A 19,141-nucleotide genomic window follows, 5' to 3' on the forward strand; every position below is an offset into this window, starting at 1 on the left:
CTGGGTTGTCTGGTCATATCATGCTGCACATGCAGCGCAACAAAAATACGCAAATCATCCATAAAAAGTTCAAAAATTGCTTAGTGACTTTTGCAGTGCAGAAATTTTTTGGACTGGTATGAAGGGTCGATGGGACTGTTTTCACTTATGTCGCCGCAGGATTTCTGTCTGGCTTTGGTCGTTGCCTTCGTCGCGGGCTGGGTCAAAGGCATGGTCGGTTTTGCCATGCCAATGGTGCTTGTTTCTGGTCTTAGCATGATGCTGCCGCCTGAGCTGGCGCTGGCAGGTCTAATCTTGCCCACGCTGGTGACCAATGGGGTGCAGGCCTTGCGGGAAGGTTTACCTGCGGCGGTGGCGTCAGTTCGAAAGTTCAAGGTATTTCTGAGCGTTGGACTGGTCTGTCTATTGGCCAGCGCGCAGCTGATCAACATCTTGTCGCCCAAGGCATTTCTGTTGATCTTAGGCGCACCAGTTTCGTTCTTTGCTCTGATGCAACTACTGGGGCTGAAACTGACGCTGCAAGCGCCCTCAATGCGGGTTGAGGCTATGGTGGGTGCGGTGGCCGGTGCTGTCGGCGGCATCTCGGGCGTGTGGGGACCACCAACCGTGGCCTATCTGACAGCCTTGAATACACCGAAGAAGGATCAGATGCGGGTGCAGGGCGTGATATACGGTCTGGGCGCTGTAGCGCTTATTGTGGCGCATCTGGGTTCGGGTATTCTAAGGACTGACACAGCGGTGTTCTCAGCGCTGCTGATTATCCCTGCCTTGCTGGGAATGCGCGGCGGTCAGTTTCTGCAGGATCGTATCGATCAGGCACAGTTCCGCAAACTCACTCTGCTTGTACTGCTGATTGCAGGGCTGAACCTGCTGCGCAGGGGTCTTTTGGGTTAATTGCGTCTTTCAGCAAACCGAAAGGCGAAATAGAGGCCCAACATTAGGAAGAAAAGACCTGAGATATCACCGATCAGATAGGCGATATACTCGGCCGTTGCGCTGCCGAAGGCCATGTTGGTGAGAACGGACACCAATACCGATGTGATGATTCCAACGCCCATCACGCACAGCCAGCATGGCTTCCGATCGACGCGCGGAAACAAATCCCAGCCCAACGCCTTGCAGACATAAAAAACCGCTGGAACTGTGGTGACCGCGATAGTGATCGCCAGCAATCTGCTGGGCAGAAGAACATCCCAACCGCCCACAAGGGCAAAGACGATGGCAACGCCGGGCAACAGTGCGAATATCGCCCTCCATCCCAACAACCAAGCCGACAGAACCCGCACGCCGTGCGGCAGGAACAATAAGCTGGCATAGCTGGGGTATGCGGGAAAAAACACGTTCTGAAGCGGCATCAGCACCTGGAATGTTAGGAACGATGCAGCGACATAGGCCAAAGAGGCATAGAATGTTTCAGAGGCCCATCTGCGCACGGGGTCAGCCGATTACAGATCTGGGGTGGCGATCACCTGGGCGCATGAACCAGATACCGTCCGCGATTGGCGCTGCCGCTTTGCGACAGATAACCCTTTTGAACCAGAGACTTCAGCGCGCGGAAAAATGTCGGGCGAGATACGCTTTTGACCAGCGTGTGTTCGATCAGACCAAAGGTGCGTACTTCGCGATCATCTTTCGACAGTTCTTCGGCGGCATAGTAGATGTCGCGCTCGACCGGTGAGAGTTCTTCCAGCCCAAGAGTGCGCTCCATGCTTTGCATCAATTTGCGCAGTTCGGTGAGTTTTGAGATTTCAGTCATTACTTGCCTATAGTTTCCGTGACGGACCGAGGCAGTTCGAAAGGCTGACCTTTGGAACACATCACGCCGACACCCATCCCCGTGTAGAAATAATCATTACCTTGTTGAACGGCCCGAGACATGATGTGAGTAAGCTAGCCCGGATCGCCCGATGTTCAAATTTAACAGAAGCCGCTGCCAAAGGACGCCGGGCTTCGAAGCGTCTTGGGTAAATTGCGATAGCGCATGTTGCACGTTATCGCAATGAACTTGTCTGTGTGCACACAAGGTGCCGAAGCGTAAGCTTTGGTGGGTCAGGGGCCATGATGGCCCCTGAATTCGATCAACCGATCGCGACAGCTTTGATGTCTTCGTCGATGAAGGGCAGGTACTGCTCGAAGTTTTCAGCGAACATGTGCACCAGCTTTTCCGCCTGTTTGTCGAACGCTTCCTGATCGTCCCAGGTGCGGCGCGGATCCAGCAAGACCTCGGGCACACCAGGGACAGAGACCGGCACATCGAAGCCGAAATTGGCGTCCTTGCGGAATTCCGCATCGGTCAGTGATCCTTCCAGCGCAGCCGTCAGCAGCGCGCGGGTGGCCTTGATTGGCATGCGGCTGCCCACGCCGTAGGCACCTCCAGTCCAGCCGGTGTTGACCAACCAGCAGGTCGCACCATGCTGAGCAATCTTATCGCGTAGAAGGTTGCCATAAGCCTCGGGGCGGCGTGGCATAAAGGGCGCGCCAAAGCAGGTCGAGAAGGTGGGCTGCGGTTCAGTCACGCCACGTTCGGTCCCGGCGACCTTCGAGGTAAAGCCGGAAAGGAAGTGATACATCGCCTGCGCAGGCGTCAACCGCGCGATCGGAGGCAAAACGCCGAACGCATCGCAGGTCAACATGATGATGTTCTTAGGGTGCCCACCCAATGCAGTTTTCGACGCGTTGGAGATGTATTCCAACGGGTAGGCGCAGCGCATATTCGCGGTCAGCGAGTCGTCGTTGAAATCAAGCTCTTTGGTCTCGGGATCAAAAACCATGTTCTCGATCACAGTGCCAAATTTCGAGGTGGTGGCGTAGATTTCTGGTTCGGCTTCGGCGTTCAGGTTGATGGTCTTGGCATAGCAACCACCTTCAAAGTTGAAGGTGCCTCGATCCGACCAACCGTGTTCGTCATCACCGATCAAGGTGCGCGACGGGTCGGCGGACAGGGTGGTCTTGCCGGTGCCGGACAGGCCGAAGAACACGGCAGTGTCGACCGGGTTGCCAACCGCGTGGTTAGCCGAGCAGTGCATCGGCATCACGCCTTTTTCGGGCAGCATGTAGTTCAGCAGTGTGAAGACGGACTTCTTGTTCTCGCCTGCGTATTCGGTGCCGCCGATCAGGATCAGCTTGCGATCAAAGTTCAGTGCAATCACCGTTTCGCTGCGGCAGCCATGCTTTTTGGGGTCCGCGTGGAAGCTGGGACAGTTGATGATGGTAAAGTCAGCCGTGAAATCATCCAGATCCTCACGATCCGGGCGGCGCAGCAGGTGGCGGATGAACAGGTTGTGCCACGCCAGCTCGGTTACCATGCGCACATTGATCGAGTAGCTGGGATCAGCCCCGCCCACGAGGTCCTGCACGAAGTAGTCGCGGCCTTTCATATGGGTCAGCATATCTTCATAGAGCGCGTCAAAACCTTCAGGGCTCATGGCGGCGTTGTTTTCCCACCAGATGCTGTCGGCAACACTGTCTGTCTTGACGACATGCTTGTCCTTGGGCGAGCGGCCAGTGAATTTGCCGGTGGTGACCAGAAAGGCGCCGCCATTGCCAAGGGTGCCTTCGCCGCGCTTCAGCGCTTCTTCGATCAGCGCCGGTTCCATGAAGTTGTAATAGACATTGCCCAGACCCTCGATGCCCTGATCTTCGAGGCGGAATTGCGGGTTAACCCGTCCAGATGTCATGTGTGTCTTCTCCTGTGGCGGCGCGAGGGCCTTGGGCCGGGTGCACCATTGGGGCGGATACCGGAAAGAGCCGGCGGTCAAGCGCCTCTTATCACGGTATTTTGGGACATGAACAGGAGGGTTGGGGGTAGTTAGCGCAACCAAGTTGAGGTTTAGCGCCATCACGATTTGTCTGCCGTAAATCAAGGCAGCTATTTGGGCGCAGCAAGGCAAATTTGCCGCATACCTGCCGCAAGAATGGCACGATTCGAGGTTACGAGTTGATTCGGTGGCTCAAAACCGCCAACAATGCCTTACAAAAAAGCGTATTATTGCGCGAGTGAGCAGGAATAGGGGTGAACCCGATGTCAAAGATTGCACTGGTGGACGACGACAGAAATATCCTGACGTCTGTGTCCATGACACTCGAAGCCGAAGGGTTTGAGGTCGAAACATACAACGATGGTCAGGCTGCGCTGGACGCTTTCAACAAAAAGCTGCCAGACATGGCCGTACTGGATATCAAGATGCCGCGGATGGACGGCATGGATCTGCTGCAAAGGCTGCGGCAGAAAACCCAGATGCCCGTGATTTTTCTGACCTCCAAAGATGACGAGATTGACGAGGTTCTGGGTCTGCGCATGGGTGCAGATGACTACGTCAAAAAACCATTCTCTCAGCGGCTGCTGGTTGAACGGATTCGCGCCTTGTTGCGCCGTCAGGAAGCGGTCGATGGTGATGTGACCAACGCGGCCTCGGGCGATACAAAAGTGATGGAGCGGGGCGAGCTGCGGATGGACCCGCTGCGCCACGCAGTCAGCTGGAAAAGCAATGATGTCTCGCTGACAGTTACCGAGTTTCTGCTGCTGCAGGCCTTGGCGCAACGTCCGGGCTTTGTCAAAAGCCGCGATCAGCTGATGGATGTCGCTTATGATGATCAGGTCTACGTGGATGACCGCACCATTGACAGTCATATCAAGCGACTGCGTAAGAAGATGCGCGCAGCCGATCCCGAGTTTTCGGCGATAGAAACGCTGTACGGTATCGGGTATCGTTATAACGAAGAATAGGCGCGGCCGTTTTATCAAGCCGAAGGGGTCTCGTGCGCGATACTGAACAAGCCAACCAAGTGCACGACGCAGACGTCGTTCTTGGGGATGACTGGGTCATCCCCCAAGACCCTGATGCTGCCGAGCTACAGGCCAAGCGTTCGCGACGAAACCTGTTTTCGATGCGCTATTCGCCCCTGGCGCGCAGGATTATCACCTTCAACCTCATTGCCCTTGTCATTTTGGTTGCAGGGCTGCTGTATCTGGACGACACGCGAAAAGAACGGGTTCAACAGACCGCGCAGAACCTGGTCGGTGATGCGCAACTTGTCAGCAACGTTTTTGAAACCCAGCTGCGTCAACCCTCTGCCAATGGTGCAGGCACATTGGATGTCCGTGATACGCTAGCGGGTCTCAGCTTGCCCGAAGGCGGCGAGGTTTTTGTTTATGACGGCACGGGCACTCTGATCGGTTGGACACGCGGGGCGTCCATGGCCGACAAATTGCCCAGCCTTTTGCATCAGGACGCCGATAGCGCCACGGGAAGCACTTTGATCAGCGACGCATTGAATGCGGTTTGGAATGGTGTGTCTGCGGTCTTTAGCGGTTCTTCCGAAAGCGAGGCTCCGACGCTGGCGCAACGGGTGCAGGAAATGATCCCGCAGGCGCTGAACGGCGGATTGCAAGTACAGGCCGTGCACGACGATAAAGGCAAGACGGTGATTGTCGCCGTGGCCCCGATCCTATTGGACGATACGCCTGTGGGTGCCGTTGCTATGGCGGGCCCGGCAGGCGAGATCGATGCGCTGGCCCGCAAGGAGCAAGAGCGGATCCTTCAGATGTTTGTGGTGGCACTTCTGGTCTCGATCGGTCTGAGCCTCGTTTTGGCCTCAACGATTGCCAATCCTCTTGCTGATCTGGCCGCCGCTGCCGAGATGGGCAAGGACCGCGGAGCCGGAGTGAACCCCGGACGTATCCGCATCCCGGATCTCAGTGCGCGTCCGGATGAAATCGGCCGCCTGAGCCAGGCTTTACGCGGGATGGTCACGGCGCTTTATAACCGCATTGACGCGAACGAACAATTTGCGGCCGATGTCGCGCATGAGATCAAGAACCCGTTGGCCAGCCTGCAATCCGCCGTGGGCACTATGCGCATGGTCAAACGCGATGATCAGCGCGAAAAGCTATTGGGCGTGATTGAGCATGATGTGCGGCGATTGGATCGACTGGTCAGCGATATCTCGAACGCATCGCGGCTGGACGCGGAACTGGTGAAAGAAGAAGAGCAGCCCTTTGACCTGCTCAATTTGCTTGGGAACATAAGCCAGTTTCTGGGTGAAGATGCCCGTTCGAAAGGCATCGAATATATCACAGACCTTCCCTCGGACCCCATCGTGGTCAACGGGCTCGAGGCGCGTCTGGCGCAGGTCTTTGTCAACCTGATCACCAATGCGATTTCGTTCTGCGAAGACAAAGACGCCATCCGGGTCTGGGTCCGCCGTCGTGACAACCGCGTGCTCGTGGTGGTTGAAGACACCGGTCCCGGCATTCCTGATCAGGCGCTGACCAAGATCTTCAAGCGTTTCTATTCCGAACGCCCCGAAGAGCATTTCGGCAACAATTCGGGCCTTGGATTGGCGATTTCGAAACAAATCGTCGAGGCGCATGGTGGTGTGATCTGGGCAGAAAACATCCGTCCGACCGAAGCCGATATCACCTCGGACCCGCTAGGTGCGCGGTTTGTTGTCGGGCTTCCCGTCTAGGTTATGAGGACCACCCCACTTTCTGAGATAGCGGATCAAGGGTCGGCCTGCATTCATGGGACCTGTGTTGCGGTTCAGGAAAAAGGCTTATTGATCATTGGCGCCTCGGGTACTGGCAAATCTTCTTTGGCGCTACAGATGATGGCGCTTGGGGCGCAGCTTGTCGCTGATGACCGGGTCGAATTGACCGGACAGGCCGATCACGTGATGGCAGCTGGACTTCCGCAGATCCGCGGCCTGATTGAAGCGCGCGGCATTGGGTTGCTGCGAGCTGAAGCCGCGAGGCCGGTCCGATTGGCATTTGTTGTGGATATGGACCAAGCCGAGCCTGCGCGGCTGCCTGAACCCACTGAAATTTTTGTGCTGAAGCAAACTGTTCCCTTGCTTCGGGGGGCTGGCGTGCCCAATTTGGCTGCAGGACTTATTCAACTTGTGAAAATGGGGCGCGTAGCCCCGGAATGGCCGAATACATGACAGCACAACAGCGCGTCGTTCTGATAACAGGTCCTTCCGGTGCAGGGCGATCGACCGCAATTCATGTGCTTGAAGATCTGGGGTTCGAGGCGATTGACAACCTGCCGATGGGGTTGCTGGCTCGCCTCGTCGACAATTCGGAGCCTGCGCGCCCAATGGCTTTGGGTATCGACGCGCGCAATCGCGATTTTTCAACCACCGGGTTTATCGAACTTGCCGCCAAACTGGGCCGGATGGAGAATGTCGACCTGACAATCCTCTATCTGGATTGCAGTGACGAGGTGCTGCTGCGTCGCTTCTCGGAGACCCGCCGCCGTCACCCGGTTGCGACTGATGCCAGCCCGGAAACCGGCATTTGTCAGGAAAAGGAATTGTTAGCCCCAATTCGCGAGTTTGCCGACACGCTGATCGACACCAGCGCGTTGAATGTGCATCAGCTGCGGGAAGAGGTCGAACGCTGGTTCGCCCCAAAGGGCGGGCGGCATCTGGCGGTGTCGATCGAATCCTTCTCGTACAAGCGGGGCTTGCCGCGCGGTTTGGACATGGTGTTCGATTGCCGGTTTCTGGCCAATCCATACTGGCGGCCTGAACTGCGGGATGCGGATGGTCGAAACTCGGATGTGGCGGCCTATGTTCAATCAGATGCAAACTATGGCGTCTTCTTTGACCGGGTGGTCGACCTGCTGATCGAACTGCTTCCGGCCTTCCGTGAGGAAGGCAAAGCGCACCTTTCAGTCGCATTTGGGTGCACCGGAGGGCAGCACCGCTCGGTCGCGGTGGCTGAAGCAGTTGCAAAGGCCCTTGCAGAAGGGGGGCAGCAGGTGGCAATTAGGCATCGCGAAATGGAACGACGCGCGTTGAATGTGAGGCCGGAGTGATCGGGATCGTTATTGTTGCACATGGTGGGTTGGCTCAGGAGTATCTTGCGGCCACGCAGCATGTGGTTGGAAAGCAACCCGGACTGGTGGCCATCCCGATAGAAGCCGACCATGATCGCGAAGCGAAACAAGTTGAAATCTGCCGCGCGGCGGACGAGGTCGATATGGGCGATGGCGTCGTTGTGGTGACCGATCTGTTTGGCGGCAGCCCCTCGAATCTGAGCCTGCGCGCATGTGCGCCACAAGACCGGCGAATCCTTTACGGGGCCAACCTTCCCATGCTGATCAAACTGGCCAAAAGTCGCCACTTGCCACTGGCCGAGGCCGTGCGTTTGGCTTTGGAAGCTGGACGAAAGTACATCAATGCGCAAAATGTGACATTGGATTGACACCGGATAGATTCATATGACGACCAAGAGTTTGAAAATTATCAATGAAAAGGGCCTTCACGCCCGCGCTTCTGCCAAGCTGGTCGAGGTGGTCGAAGGCTTTGATGCGCGCGCCGAGGTGTCACGAGACGGGCTTTCTGCCTCGGGCGACAGTATCATGGGCCTTTTGATGTTGGCAGCGTCGCGCGGAAGCACTATTGACGTCGAGACGTCCGGCCCGGATGCTGAGGCGTTGGCAGAGGCTTTGGAAACATTGGTGAACGATAAGTTCGGCGAAGGGTTCTGACAGCCACGACACCAAGGACGGAAAGACAAGGCAATTGGCGGAAACCACGCACGATACCAAGACAGGTCCTGTAGTGGATCACGACACCGATCAGGGTGAAATCTACGACCGCAGAACCCTGACCTACGCCAACTCGTTTGACGATGCCTGGACGTCTACGGCCATTCGCGCCATCGAATGGTGCACAGGCAAGCTGACCATCTTGCGCATGGTCAACAAGTTCGAGAAGCAGAACGAACGCTATCGAGGTCAGAAGTTCTGGGGCGGTGCGCTCAAGACCATGGGTATCGAGCTGACAACCCCAGCCGAACAGATCGCCCGCATCCCAAAAGAAGGCCCCGTAGTGGTCGTCGCGAACCATCCGCACGGCATGGTTGATGGCATGATCTTCGCTGAACTCATCGGTCGGGTCCGCAGTGACTATCGCATCCTGACCCGCTCAGTCCTGACTGGGTTGGATGAAGCTGCGACCTCATTCATGATCCCGGTGCCGTTCCCGCATGATCCTGAAGCGCAGGCCAAGATGCTCGAGATGCGCAGCAAGACGATGAAACATCTGGCAGATGGGGGCGTTGTCGCGTTATTCCCGTCAGGTGTTGTGATGTCTTCGGATGATTGGTTCGGACCAGCCATCGAGCGGGAGTGGAATGTCTTCACCGCGAAGATGATCCGTAGGTCGGGTGCCAAGGTCGTGCCGATCTTCTTCCCTGGCAGCAACTCGCGCTGGTATCAAATTGCCAACCGGATATCGCCCATCCTGCGCCAGGGCCTACTGCTGCACGAAATCGTCCGATCCTGCAACAGGCCCCAGTCGCCGGTGATCGGTGACCCGATTTCGGATAAAGACATGGACCTGCTGGAACGCGACCCCCGCGGTTTCATGGCATGGCTCCGTGATCACACCATGGCGCTGGGCAAGACGCTCAAATCCTGATCCGCCCCTTCATCTGGCCAAAAATATCTCGGGAGTGAATTGAGCCATAGGCTCAAGAGAGGGCTGGCCCTCTCAGATTCTACCGTGTGGGTACCGGAACCTCGCCTCGATAATCATAAAACCCGCGTTCGGTTTTGCGTCCCAGCCATCCGGCTTCGACATATTTCGTCAACAGCGGGCAGGGACGATACTTGGTGTCTGCCAGTCCGTCATGTAACACGTTCATGATCGCCAGACAGGTATCCAAGCCGATGAAGTCCGCTAGTTCCAATGGGCCCATAGGGTGGTTTGCGCCCAGCTTCATCGATTGGTCAATGGACTGCACATTCCCGACACCTTCATACAATGTGTAAACCGCCTCATTGATCATGGGCATCAGAATGCGATTCACGATAAAGGCCGGAAAATCTTCGGCGCTGGCTGAGGTTTTGCCAAGCCGGTCCACTACGGCTTTACAGGAATTAAAGGTTGCTTCATCGGTGGCGATGCCCCGGATCAACTCGACGAGCTGCATCACAGGGACCGGGTTCATGAAGTGGAATCCCATGAAACGTTCGGGCCGGTCGGTGCGGCTGGCCAGCCGGGTAATTGAGATCGACGAAGTGTTCGATGTCAGGATCGTATGTGGCTGTAGGTGCGGCAACAGGTCTTCAAAGATTGCCTGTTTCACCGTTTCCCGCTCGGTCGCGGCTTCGATTACAAGATCGGTCTGCCCCAAATCCGGCAGATTCAGCGTCGTCGTGATCCGACCCAACGCGGATTTCACTGCATCATCCGAGATTTTGCCGCGCGACGCTTGACGCGCCAGGTTGGTTTCAATGGTTGCCATCGCGCTGTTTAGCGCGTCCTGGCTGACATCGTTCAGTAGAACATCATACTCTGCCAACGCCATAACATGAGCAATCCCGTTGCCCATCTGTCCAGCGCCGATCACTCCGACTGATTTTACGTCCATTTGTTCGATGCCCTTGTTCGCAGAATATGGCGACATTATCGGCAGTTCCCTATGGGCGGCAAGGGGACGGGGACAGTCAATTTCGCTTCAAATGCGCGCATTAGGACTTTCTCAAGACTTGCGGCGGCAAAATGGCGGTTGGGTGAATATTTGGGTGAGTGTGATGAGCTATCAATCGATCAATGCGGTCCATTCCGAGGAAACGACGTGCGAATATGAAAATTCCAAACTACGTTTCAGGGGCCCTCAAAGGGCGTTGAACAACCCCTATGTGGCATGTTTGGGGGGCGAAGAGACTTTTGGCCGTTTCGTAGAAACCCCCTTTCCCAATGAGTTGGAACGTCGTCTGGATCGTCGATGCCTCAACCTTGGCAGCCTGTTCTGCGGTGTCGAAGCGTTGACGCAGGACAAAGGGCTACTGGAGATCGCAAACCGGTCTGATGTCTGCGTCCTGCAGTTACCCGGCATGCTGGGGCTATCGAACCGATTCTACCGGGTGCACCCACGACGCAATGACCGTTTCGTTGCGCCAAATACCGATCTGGTTGCGCTGTATCCCGAAGAAGATTTTACGGATGTCCATTTTGTACAGCACTTGCTGAACCGCCTGTCGTCACGCTCGGATGCCCGTATTGAACTTGTGGAACAAGAGTTGCGCAATGTCTGGATCGAAAAGCTCGGCAAGTTTCTTGCAGAAGTAGGCCCGCCCGTCCTGCTTTTGCATCTGCAAGTGGAGAGAAGCGATTTGGATTCGACACCGGGTGTCGGCTTTGCAATCAACCCCGAGATGATTGAGCCTTTGGGGCCCCATTGTACGGATATTTTGTCCTTGCAGGTTCAGGTGTCCGGCGTATCCGATGAGCTTGAAGACATGTTGTTTGGCACCCTGCAACAACCGATTGCCGAGCATATGATCGGCCCAGCCACACATCGCAATATCGCTGGCTCACTTGCCCAAGTGATCAACGACCTGGGCGTATAAACAGCAAAGGCCCGCCAGTGGCGGGCCTTCTAAGATTTTTCGTCGAGAAATCTTTGTCTGAAATCAGCCGAGTTTTTCGGTGAGTTCCGGCACGGCCTGGAACAGGTCTGCGACCAGACCGAAGTCTGCGACCTGGAAGATCGGCGCTTCTTCGTCCTTGTTGATCGCAACGATGACCTTGGAGTCCTTCATGCCCGCCAGGTGCTGGATCGCACCCGAGATGCCGACTGCAACATACAGGTCAGGGGCAACAACTTTACCGGTCTGACCCACCTGCCAGTCGTTCGGGGCGTAGCCCGAGTCAACTGCGGCGCGTGAGGCACCAACGGCGGCTCCCAGCTTATCGGCCAGGCCTTCGATCAGTTTGAAGTCGTCTTCCGAGCCAACACCACGGCCACCCGAAACAACAACACCAGCCGAAGTCAGTTCAGGACGGTCGCTTTCAGCAACCTTGTCCTCGACCCACGACGACAGGCCGGGGTTTTCACCGACTGAGATGGTCTCGACCGCCGCCGAACCACCTTCGCCCGCCGCATCGAAGCTGGCGGTCCGGATGGTCACGACTTTCTTGGCGTCGTTCGATTTCACGGTCTGGATCGCGTTACCCGCATAGATCGGACGCTCGAAGGTCGTGGCATCGACCACGCCGGATGCATCCGAAATCACCATCACGTCCAGCAGAGCTGCAACGCGCGGCATCACGTTCTTGGCGTCGGTGGTGGCAGGGGCAACGATATGCTCGTACCCATCGGCCAGACCCACGATCAGGGCTGCGGTAGATTCCGCCAGGCGATGACCCAGCGAGGCGTCTTCGGCCACCAGAACCTTGGATACGCCATCGATCTTGGCAGCGGCCTCACCGGCAGCAGCGGCAGAACCACCTGCGGCCAGAACGGTGATGTCGCCCAGCGATTTGACAGCCGCTACGGTCTTGGCGGTGGCGTCAACCGACAGCTCACCATTGTTAACCTCTGCGAGAAGAAGAACAGCCATTACACAGCCCCCGCTTCTTTGAGTTTCTCGACCAGCTCATCAACCGAGCCCACGATGATACCGGCGGCGCGTGCCGGCGGCTCTTCGGTCTTGACGACTTCCAGACGCGGAGTGACGTCGACGCCATAGTCGGCGGCGGTTTTCTCATCCAGCGGCTTTTTCTTCGCTTTCATGATGTTCGGCAGCGACGCATAGCGCGGCTCGTTCAGGCGCAGGTCGACGGTCACGATGGTTGGCATTTTGACGGAGATGGTCTGCAGACCGCCGTCAACCTCACGGGTGATCTTGGCAGTGTCGCCTTCGATGTCCAGTTCGGACGCGAAAGTGCCTTGGCTCCAGCCCAGCAGGGCTGACAGCATCTGACCGGTGGCGTTCATGTCATTGTCGATCGCCTGCTTGCCCGCCAGAACTATGCCGGGCTGCTCTTCTTCGACCACTTTGGCGAGGATCTTGGCAACTGCAAGCGGTTCGATGTCCTGATGCACGTCATCCGCAGCGACAACCAGAATGGCGCGGTCGGCACCCATGGCCAGCGCGGTCCGCAGGGTTTCCTGCGACTGTTTCACACCGATCGAAACGGCAACAACCTCATCGGCCTTGCCCGCCTCTTTCAGGCGGATCGCCTCTTCCACGGCAATCTCGTCGAAGGGGTTCATCGACATTTTTACATTGGCGAGATCAACTCCGCTGCCGTCCGCTTTCACACGAACTTTCACGTTGTAGTCAATCACGCGCTTGACAGGCACAAGTACCTTCATTTTTGCGTATGCTCCTTACAAAAACGGCAAGCCGCGCAGCGACTCCACCAATGCTCTCGCTGGCCTAGATAGCGAGTCGTGATGCCTCGCAACAGAGCAAAATCGTCACGTCATGGTTTCGAGACGTCGCGTTTTGTCATTTTTTGGACCAAAAACGAAATTTAGTTTCCCGACGGCAGGCGCAATCACCGGTTTGCGCCGGGAATCCAGAGCACATCATCGTGCCCGCCGTTGTTGGCACAGCGCGCGGCGACAAAGAACCAATCGCTCAGGCGGTTGAGGTATTTGACAGCCACCTCATTGACCGGTTCCATGTTTGTCAGCTCAACCGCCAACCGCTCGGCCCGGCGCGAAACTGTTCTGCACACATGCAGATGCGCGGCCAAACGTGAGCCACCGGGCAGGATGAAACTGCGCAAGGGCTGGAGCGCTTCGTTCATCGCGTCGATCTCTGCTTCAAGCCGGTCGATCTGAGCGGAAACGATACGCAGGGGCGGGTAGTCGGCCTCGGCATCCTTATCCATGTCGGGGCGGCAGAAATCGGCACCCAGATCAAACAGGTCATTCTGGATACGGGACAAGGCGGCTTCGACTTCTCCGTCTGCTTCGGTCCGTGCCACGCCGACAAAGGAATTAAGCTCATCCACAGTGCCATAGGCCGCGACACGCCCGGAGTATTTGGCGACGCGCTCGCCATTGCCCAGAGCGGTTTTCCCATCATCACCGGTGCGCGTGTAAATTTTGTTGAGAACGACCATGCCTTACCCTCCCTGCCCACGCAGATAGACGTAAAGTACGATCAGCAGCACCGCAATGAACTGAAACAGGATACGCAGGCGCATCAGCTTGTTGCTTTTCAGCGCGGCCTCTTTGCCGGGTTTTCCAAAATTGGCAATGCCCATCACCAGCACGACGACGACCGCCGCCATGGCCAGAAGCAGTATGACCATCGTCAGGTCCATAGCTCACCGTCCGTGTTTGTTCAGTTGTTGAGCCGTCATCTAGCGTTGATAGCGGCAAAAGCGAACAGGTAATTTCGCCTCATATGTCCGAGAGGATGCGATCAATGGCCCGGGTAGGCAGAATACGGCGCAGATATCCGGCGATATAGGTGGGCGTCGTCACATAGTATCGCGGACGTGGGCGCTTGGATTCAACCGCATGCGCCAATTTGGCGGTAACAGCCGAGGCAGGCAGTTCGAACTTGTCAGGTCCGGAGGATTCGTAGAGGCGTTTCAGCAGCGTATCCTCGTATCTCTGTCGCAGGGCTGAGCTTTTCCAGTCAATAAAGCGTTCGAAGACAGGGATCGCGTTCACACGGATCTTCGAGGTGACCGGGCCTGGTTCGATCAGGATGACTTTGATGTCGGTGTCTCGTAGCTCTAGGCGCAATGTATCGGTCAGGCCTTCGATGGCGTATTTGGTGGCGACGTATGCCCCGCGCCAGGGGAACGCGACCAGTCCCAACACTGATGAGTTCTGCACGATGCGCCCATGGCCCTGAGCCCGCATCACGGGAACCACTTGCCGGGTTAGTTCGTGCCAGCCAAATACGTTGGTCTCAAAAATTAGGCGAAGCCCTTCGATTGGGACATCTTCAACCGCGCCGGGAAGGCCGTGAGCGCCATTGTTGAACAACGCATCCAGCGTGCCACCGGTCGCGTCCAATACCTGCTGCAGGCCTGAGGTAATGCTATCGGAATCGGTATAGTCGATCAGCGGGCTGTCGAAACCCTGTGCCCGTAGCCGATCACAGTCACGCTGTTGACGGCATGAGGCAAAAACGCGCCAACCGCGCGCGCGCATCCCGTGCGCCGCGTCCAGACCGATCCCGGATGAGCAGCCTGTGATCAGAATTGATTTCTGCATATTGCCCCCGCCTGTGTATTTCGCCCATAGCTATGGCGAGCTTTAGGTCAGGACAATGACACAGTTGCGTCAGTTTGTTGGTTTCCGAACCAGTGAGGCAGAAATCCAACCCACCCGCTGATCAGGGTATAACCGCAACCGCAGCCAGCCGGTGCCGGAATCACTGAGAACCTCAACGCGCTGGCCAAGTTTGGCTTTGGCGATGATGGGGTAAATCGTTCCGGGCCCATCGCGCATATTGACGCGCGTGCCCGAGATTTCGCGGATATCTTTCTCGGGCTCGATGACTCGAGTCACAGGTGTGATGTCATCCTGCACCTCGGCCTCGACCTGCAACAGTCCGGCGGCTCCGTCTTCAAGCGAAGCCAGAGTAAAGCTGACGCCGTTCTCGTCAAATGCAGAGAACTGAGACAGCGGATCGTTCGTGACTTGTGACAGGACGACTGCGGCATCCTCCTCTACTTGTGGTTCGGGCTGAGCGCGCGCCTGTACAATGCGCGCGGCAACGTTGGTCACAAGGTCTTCAGCCCGAGGTGCGTGGTCGTCTTTAGCCCGAGGTGCGTGGTCGGATGCAGGCTCATGTTCTGGCACAGAGGCAACGCGAACCGGTTGCTCGGTGCGGGTGCCCCGCGGTTCGAAATCCGGGCCCCCGCTCATCACATAGAAGCTCCAGCCGAGCATGGCGAAAGTGATAACAATAACACGCTTCATGGCGCACCCCCTGGCAATCGTAACATCAATAAAAGGCAGCAGTCTTAATGTTCGAAACCCTACCATAGATTCAGCTTCGAGTCGAAAAGCGGGGGAAATCCGATACTTGCCTCCCCCTGTTGCAAAAAGCCCGACTTGTCCCCAGCAAAATATGCGCCGATTGCTTTACCCGCGCGCGCTTGCGTCGTATCACATCATGTATGAACGATACGATCGACGACCCCAATATGGAGACCCCTGACAATGGGGGCGAGGTAGCCGAGCCGCTGCGCCGCGCAATTGGCGAGCGCTACCTGACCTACGCGCTTTCCACCATCATGCACCGCGCTTTGCCAGATGCGCGCGATGGATTGAAGCCGGTTCACCGGCGAATCCTCTACGCGATGCGCGAGTTGCGACTCAGTGCGACGGGCGGTTTCCGTAAGTCAGCGAAAATCTCTGGCGACGTGATGGGTAACTATCACCCTCATGGCGACGCGGCGATTTACGACGCAATGGCGCGCTTGGCACAGGACTTCAACGTCCGATATCCACTGGTCGACGGGCAGGGGAATTTTGGCAATATCGACGGCGATAATCCGGCGGCCTCTCGATACACCGAGGCGCGGATGACCATCGTGGCCGAAGCCCTGTTGGAAGGGTTGAACGAAGACGCTGTCGATTTCCGCGACAACTATGACGGCACACTGACCGAACCGGTCGTGTTGCCCGCACAGTTCCCGAATCTACTGGCCAATGGCGCCAGCGGTATCGCGGTGGGCATGGCGACAAATATCCCGCCGCATAATATTTCCGAGCTGTGCGACGCTTGTCTGCATCTGATCAAGACGCCGGATGCGCGTGACGATACGCTATTGAATTATGTTCCCGGCCCGGATTTTCCGACCGGCGGCGTCATTGTCGAGCCGCCCGAAAATATCGCTCAGGCCTACCGCACCGGGCGTGGATCCTTCCGGCTGCGCTGTAAATACGAGGTTGAAGATCTAGGGCGTGGCCAGTGGCAGATCATCGTCACCGAGATTCCCTATCAGGTTCAGAAATCCAAGCTGATCGAAAAGATCGCGGAACTGATCCAGACCAAGAAGATCCCGATCCTCGCCGATGTCCGCGACGAATCCGCTGATGACATCCGCCTGATCCTTGAACCACGTTCCAAGAATGTGGACCCCGAGGTGCTGATGGGCATGCTCTATCGCAACTCGGACCTTGAGGTGCGCTTCAGCCTCAACATGAACGTGCTGATCGACGGGGTGACGCCTAAGGTCTGTTCGATGAAGGAAGTGCTGCGCGCGTTCCTTGATCACCGGCAAGAGGTGCTGATCAGGCGGTCGCGTCACCGCATGGCCAAGATCGACCACCGCCTTGAGGTATTGGAGGGCTTTATCGTCGCCTTCCTGAACCTCGACCGGGTGATCGATATCATCCGCTACGACGACGACCCCAAGGCCGCTCTGATGCGCGAAGATTGGGGCATCGATCACGTCCGCGCAACCGATGAGTCCGATTATGTCTCGCCGAAGCCGGGTGAGGGCGAACTGTCCGAGGTGCAGGTCGATGCAATCCTCAACATGCGCCTGCGCAGCTTGCGCCGTCTGGAAGAGATGGAACTGGTACGCGAACGTGACGAACTGATGCTGGAACGCGCCAACCTCGAAGACCTGCTGGCCGACCCCGCCCTGCAATGGGCCAAGATCGCCGAGCAACTCAAAGAGACCAAGAAGACCTTCGGCAAAGACTATGAAGGCGGCGCGCGCCGGACACAATTTGCCGAGGCAGGTCAGGTCGAGGAAGTGCCGCTTGAGGCGATGATCGACAAGGAACCGATCACGGTCGTCTGCTCTCAGATGGGTTGGATCAGGGCAATGACCGGCCATATCGATCTGAAGCGCGAGTTGAAGTTCAAAGATGGTGACGGCCCGCGTTTCATTTTCCACGCGGAAACTACGGACCGCCTGCTGGTCTTTGCGTCAAATGGCCGATTCTATACCGTCAGCGCCGCTAACCTGCCTGGCGGGCGTGGCATGGGCGAACCGCTACGTCTGATGGTCGACCTGCCGAACGAGGCGCAGATTATCGACATCCTGATCCACAAACCGGGGCGCAAGCTGCTTGTGGCCTCAGATGCGGGCAACGGCTTTATGGTGCCGGAAGATGACGTTCTGGCGCAGACCCGGAATGGCAAACAGGTGCTGAACGTCAAAGGAGACGAGACGGCGATGATCTGTAAGCCGGTTGAGGGCGATCATGTTGCTGTCGTCTCGCAGAACGGGAAATTCCTAGTGTTCCCGACAGAGGAACTGCCCGAGATGACCCGTGGTAAGGGTGTCCGCTTGCAGAAGTACAACATGGCGCGTGGACGGCAGGGCACACTGGAATTGGATGGTGGGTTATCCGATATCACCACCTTCAACTGGGAAGAGGGCCTGAAATGGTCCATGGGCGGCGACAAAACCCGGCACGAGGCAGATATGTCCCAATGGTTGGCCAAGCGTGCGGGTGTTGGGAAAAAAGCACCTTATGGCTTTCCGAGGGATTACAAGTTCTCGTGATATGCTGTCCGCTTGGTGAAAATCTGCCGATACGGCTTGGCACAACCCGTATCGGTGCGCTACATCCAAAGAAAACAGGCCTATCGAGACGAGAGACATGCTGCGCATTCTGACACTGATCACCGGGTTGGCCCTGATGGGCGCATGCACCCAAACGCAGGTTTATGAAGACCCCGAGTCGCTGGGTGAATTCAAGCTACGCGTGAATTATGCCTTTGCGGAAAAGGCCGTTCAGGGACCGGTTTCGCGGGATGCTACGCCGGATGAATGGACCAAAGCGATCCAGAATGCAGTGGACATCAGGCTTGGCCGGTATGAAGGTTCACAGGAATACGACATTGGCATCAGTCTCGAGGGCTACATGTTGGCACCTCCGGGAATTCCTGTGATTTACAACCCCAAAAGCACCGCCATCGTTCTGGTAAACGTCTATGACGTTGAAAAGAAAGAGTTCCTTGCTAAAGGCAAGCAGTTTCAGGTGCTCGAAGATACCACCGGTGAAAGCGCCCTTACAGGATCAGGAAATGCGCGCACCCGAGAAGAACAGATGAACGGTCTGGCCTTGAAGGTTGCCGACCGGGTTGAGGAGTGGCTGGCCGAAGAGCACAAGGATGATGGCTGGTTTGACAAGCGTCCCAGCTTGATCCAGCCGCTTGAAACTGAAGCTGTCACACAAAATCCGGCGTGATGGATGCATTTCCCTCAGGATGTGCTTGATTTTCCCCCCTGAACCAAATATCTCGCGCGCGCAGATGTAACCACGGGACCAAGGGTCCCCCAAATTGCAAAAAGGGCGCCTGAGGAATGGCAAAGGAAAAGTTTGAGCGTAATAAGCCGCACGTCAACATCGGCACGATTGGCCACGTTGACCACGGCAAGACCACGCTGACCGCAG

General features: G+C 56.8%; 22 protein-coding genes. 12 read left to right on the forward strand and 10 right to left on the reverse strand.

Features of this window, described 5'->3' with window-relative positions:
- Positions 1-129 precede the first annotated feature (129 nt).
- On the forward strand, positions 130-894 hold the full coding sequence (locus ACR0AW_RS17040; RefSeq protein WP_170662871.1) for a sulfite exporter TauE/SafE family protein: 765 nt from the start codon (positions 130-132) through the stop codon (positions 892-894).
- Here ACR0AW_RS17040 and ACR0AW_RS17045 read toward each other — a convergent pair.
- The 3 genes from ACR0AW_RS17045 to ACR0AW_RS17055 all read right to left on the reverse strand — a co-directional run bounded on the left by ACR0AW_RS17045 (position 891) and on the right by ACR0AW_RS17055 (position 3,677).
- On the reverse strand, positions 891-1,433 hold the full coding sequence (locus tag ACR0AW_RS17045) for a hypothetical protein (protein WP_255611805.1): 543 nt from the start codon (positions 1,431-1,433) through the stop codon (positions 891-893). The genes ACR0AW_RS17040 and ACR0AW_RS17045 overlap by 4 nt on opposite strands.
- A gap of 32 nt (positions 1,434-1,465) precedes the next feature.
- On the reverse strand, positions 1,466-1,756 hold the full coding sequence (locus ACR0AW_RS17050; RefSeq protein ID WP_170392600.1) for a hypothetical protein: 291 nt from the start codon (positions 1,754-1,756) through the stop codon (positions 1,466-1,468).
- 322 nt (positions 1,757-2,078) lie between these two features.
- A complete protein-coding gene (locus ACR0AW_RS17055; RefSeq protein ID WP_170402270.1) occupies positions 2,079-3,677 on the reverse strand; it encodes a phosphoenolpyruvate carboxykinase in 1,599 nt (532 codons plus the stop codon).
- Between the two features lie 344 nt (positions 3,678-4,021).
- Here ACR0AW_RS17055 and ACR0AW_RS17060 point away from each other — a divergent pair, with 344 nt between their 5' ends.
- Genes ACR0AW_RS17060 through ACR0AW_RS17090 form a run of 7 tightly spaced genes read left to right on the forward strand, consistent with a single transcriptional unit; the run spans position 4,022 to position 9,429 of the window.
- Positions 4,022-4,726, forward strand: coding sequence for a response regulator transcription factor (locus ACR0AW_RS17060; protein WP_170733744.1), 705 nt, complete (start codon positions 4,022-4,024; stop codon positions 4,724-4,726).
- 32 nt (positions 4,727-4,758) lie between these two features.
- Positions 4,759-6,468 (forward strand): sensor histidine kinase, encoded by a 1,710-nt coding sequence (locus ACR0AW_RS17065; RefSeq protein WP_170392597.1) that lies wholly within the window; start codon positions 4,759-4,761, stop codon positions 6,466-6,468.
- 3 nt (positions 6,469-6,471) lie between these two features.
- On the forward strand, positions 6,472-6,942 hold the full coding sequence (locus tag ACR0AW_RS17070) for a phosphoenolpyruvate carboxykinase (ATP) (protein ID WP_170733745.1): 471 nt from the start codon (positions 6,472-6,474) through the stop codon (positions 6,940-6,942).
- On the forward strand, positions 6,939-7,820 hold the full coding sequence (rapZ, locus tag ACR0AW_RS17075; RefSeq protein ID WP_480439341.1) for an RNase adapter RapZ: 882 nt from the start codon (positions 6,939-6,941) through the stop codon (positions 7,818-7,820). The genes ACR0AW_RS17070 and rapZ overlap by 4 nt, the downstream gene beginning before the upstream one ends.
- Complete coding sequence (locus tag ACR0AW_RS17080) at positions 7,817-8,209, forward strand: PTS sugar transporter subunit IIA (RefSeq protein ID WP_170392594.1); 393 nt, start codon at positions 7,817-7,819, stop codon at positions 8,207-8,209. The genes rapZ and ACR0AW_RS17080 overlap by 4 nt, the downstream gene beginning before the upstream one ends.
- Before the next feature lie 16 nt (positions 8,210-8,225).
- Complete coding sequence (locus ACR0AW_RS17085) at positions 8,226-8,495, forward strand: HPr family phosphocarrier protein (RefSeq protein WP_170392593.1); 270 nt, start codon at positions 8,226-8,228, stop codon at positions 8,493-8,495.
- Between the two features lie 34 nt (positions 8,496-8,529).
- Positions 8,530-9,429 carry a lysophospholipid acyltransferase family protein gene (locus ACR0AW_RS17090; RefSeq protein ID WP_170392592.1) on the forward strand — a complete coding sequence of 300 codons (900 nt, stop codon included), beginning with the start codon at positions 8,530-8,532 and terminating at the stop codon, positions 9,427-9,429.
- Between the two features lie 79 nt (positions 9,430-9,508).
- On the opposite strand, the gene ACR0AW_RS17095 is transcribed toward ACR0AW_RS17090, so the two are convergent.
- Positions 9,509-10,384 carry a 3-hydroxybutyryl-CoA dehydrogenase gene (locus ACR0AW_RS17095; RefSeq protein WP_170392931.1) on the reverse strand — a complete coding sequence of 292 codons (876 nt, stop codon included), beginning with the start codon at positions 10,382-10,384 and terminating at the stop codon, positions 9,509-9,511.
- A gap of 163 nt (positions 10,385-10,547) precedes the next feature.
- On the opposite strand from ACR0AW_RS17095, the gene ACR0AW_RS17100 reads away from it, so the two are divergent.
- The gene (locus tag ACR0AW_RS17100; RefSeq protein WP_480439339.1) at positions 10,548-11,366 is read left to right on the forward strand and encodes a DUF6473 family protein; all 819 of its coding nucleotides are present in this window, start codon (positions 10,548-10,550) and stop codon (positions 11,364-11,366) included.
- Between the two features lie 63 nt (positions 11,367-11,429).
- Here the strand turns inward: ACR0AW_RS17100 and ACR0AW_RS17105 are convergent, their stop codons facing one another.
- From ACR0AW_RS17105 to ACR0AW_RS17130, 6 genes are all read right to left on the reverse strand, one after another.
- Positions 11,430-12,359 (reverse strand): electron transfer flavoprotein subunit alpha/FixB family protein, encoded by a 930-nt coding sequence (locus ACR0AW_RS17105; protein WP_170402252.1) that lies wholly within the window; start codon positions 12,357-12,359, stop codon positions 11,430-11,432.
- On the reverse strand, positions 12,359-13,117 hold the full coding sequence (locus ACR0AW_RS17110) for an electron transfer flavoprotein subunit beta/FixA family protein (protein WP_170392589.1): 759 nt from the start codon (positions 13,115-13,117) through the stop codon (positions 12,359-12,361). The genes ACR0AW_RS17105 and ACR0AW_RS17110 overlap by 1 nt, the downstream gene beginning before the upstream one ends.
- Before the next feature lie 185 nt (positions 13,118-13,302).
- A complete protein-coding gene (locus tag ACR0AW_RS17115) occupies positions 13,303-13,875 on the reverse strand; it encodes a cob(I)yrinic acid a,c-diamide adenosyltransferase (protein WP_170425243.1) in 573 nt (190 codons plus the stop codon).
- Positions 13,876-13,878: 3 nt separating this feature from the next.
- The gene (locus ACR0AW_RS17120; protein ID WP_170392587.1) at positions 13,879-14,079 is read right to left on the reverse strand and encodes a twin transmembrane helix small protein; all 201 of its coding nucleotides are present in this window, start codon (positions 14,077-14,079) and stop codon (positions 13,879-13,881) included.
- 79 nt (positions 14,080-14,158) lie between these two features.
- Complete coding sequence (locus ACR0AW_RS17125) at positions 14,159-14,986, reverse strand: SDR family NAD(P)-dependent oxidoreductase (RefSeq protein WP_170733747.1); 828 nt, start codon at positions 14,984-14,986, stop codon at positions 14,159-14,161.
- A 69-nt stretch (positions 14,987-15,055) separates the two neighbouring features.
- Positions 15,056-15,697, reverse strand: coding sequence for an SH3 domain-containing protein (locus tag ACR0AW_RS17130; protein ID WP_480439337.1), 642 nt, complete (start codon positions 15,695-15,697; stop codon positions 15,056-15,058).
- A 200-nt stretch (positions 15,698-15,897) separates the two neighbouring features.
- Here ACR0AW_RS17130 and parC point away from each other — a divergent pair, with 200 nt between their 5' ends.
- The 3 genes from parC to ACR0AW_RS17145 form a co-directional block, all read left to right on the forward strand.
- Positions 15,898-18,246, forward strand: a complete 2,349-nt coding sequence (gene parC, locus ACR0AW_RS17135) for a DNA topoisomerase IV subunit A (RefSeq protein ID WP_170513470.1) — start codon at positions 15,898-15,900, stop codon at positions 18,244-18,246.
- A gap of 97 nt (positions 18,247-18,343) precedes the next feature.
- Positions 18,344-18,934 carry a hypothetical protein gene (locus ACR0AW_RS17140; RefSeq protein ID WP_170392584.1) on the forward strand — a complete coding sequence of 197 codons (591 nt, stop codon included), beginning with the start codon at positions 18,344-18,346 and terminating at the stop codon, positions 18,932-18,934.
- 116 nt (positions 18,935-19,050) lie between these two features.
- On the forward strand, positions 19,051-19,141 hold a 91-nt coding region (locus tag ACR0AW_RS17145), incomplete at its 3' end, for a GTP-binding protein (RefSeq protein ID WP_036223564.1).

The sequence above is a fragment of the Ruegeria sp. C5 genome (assembly GCF_056537605.1).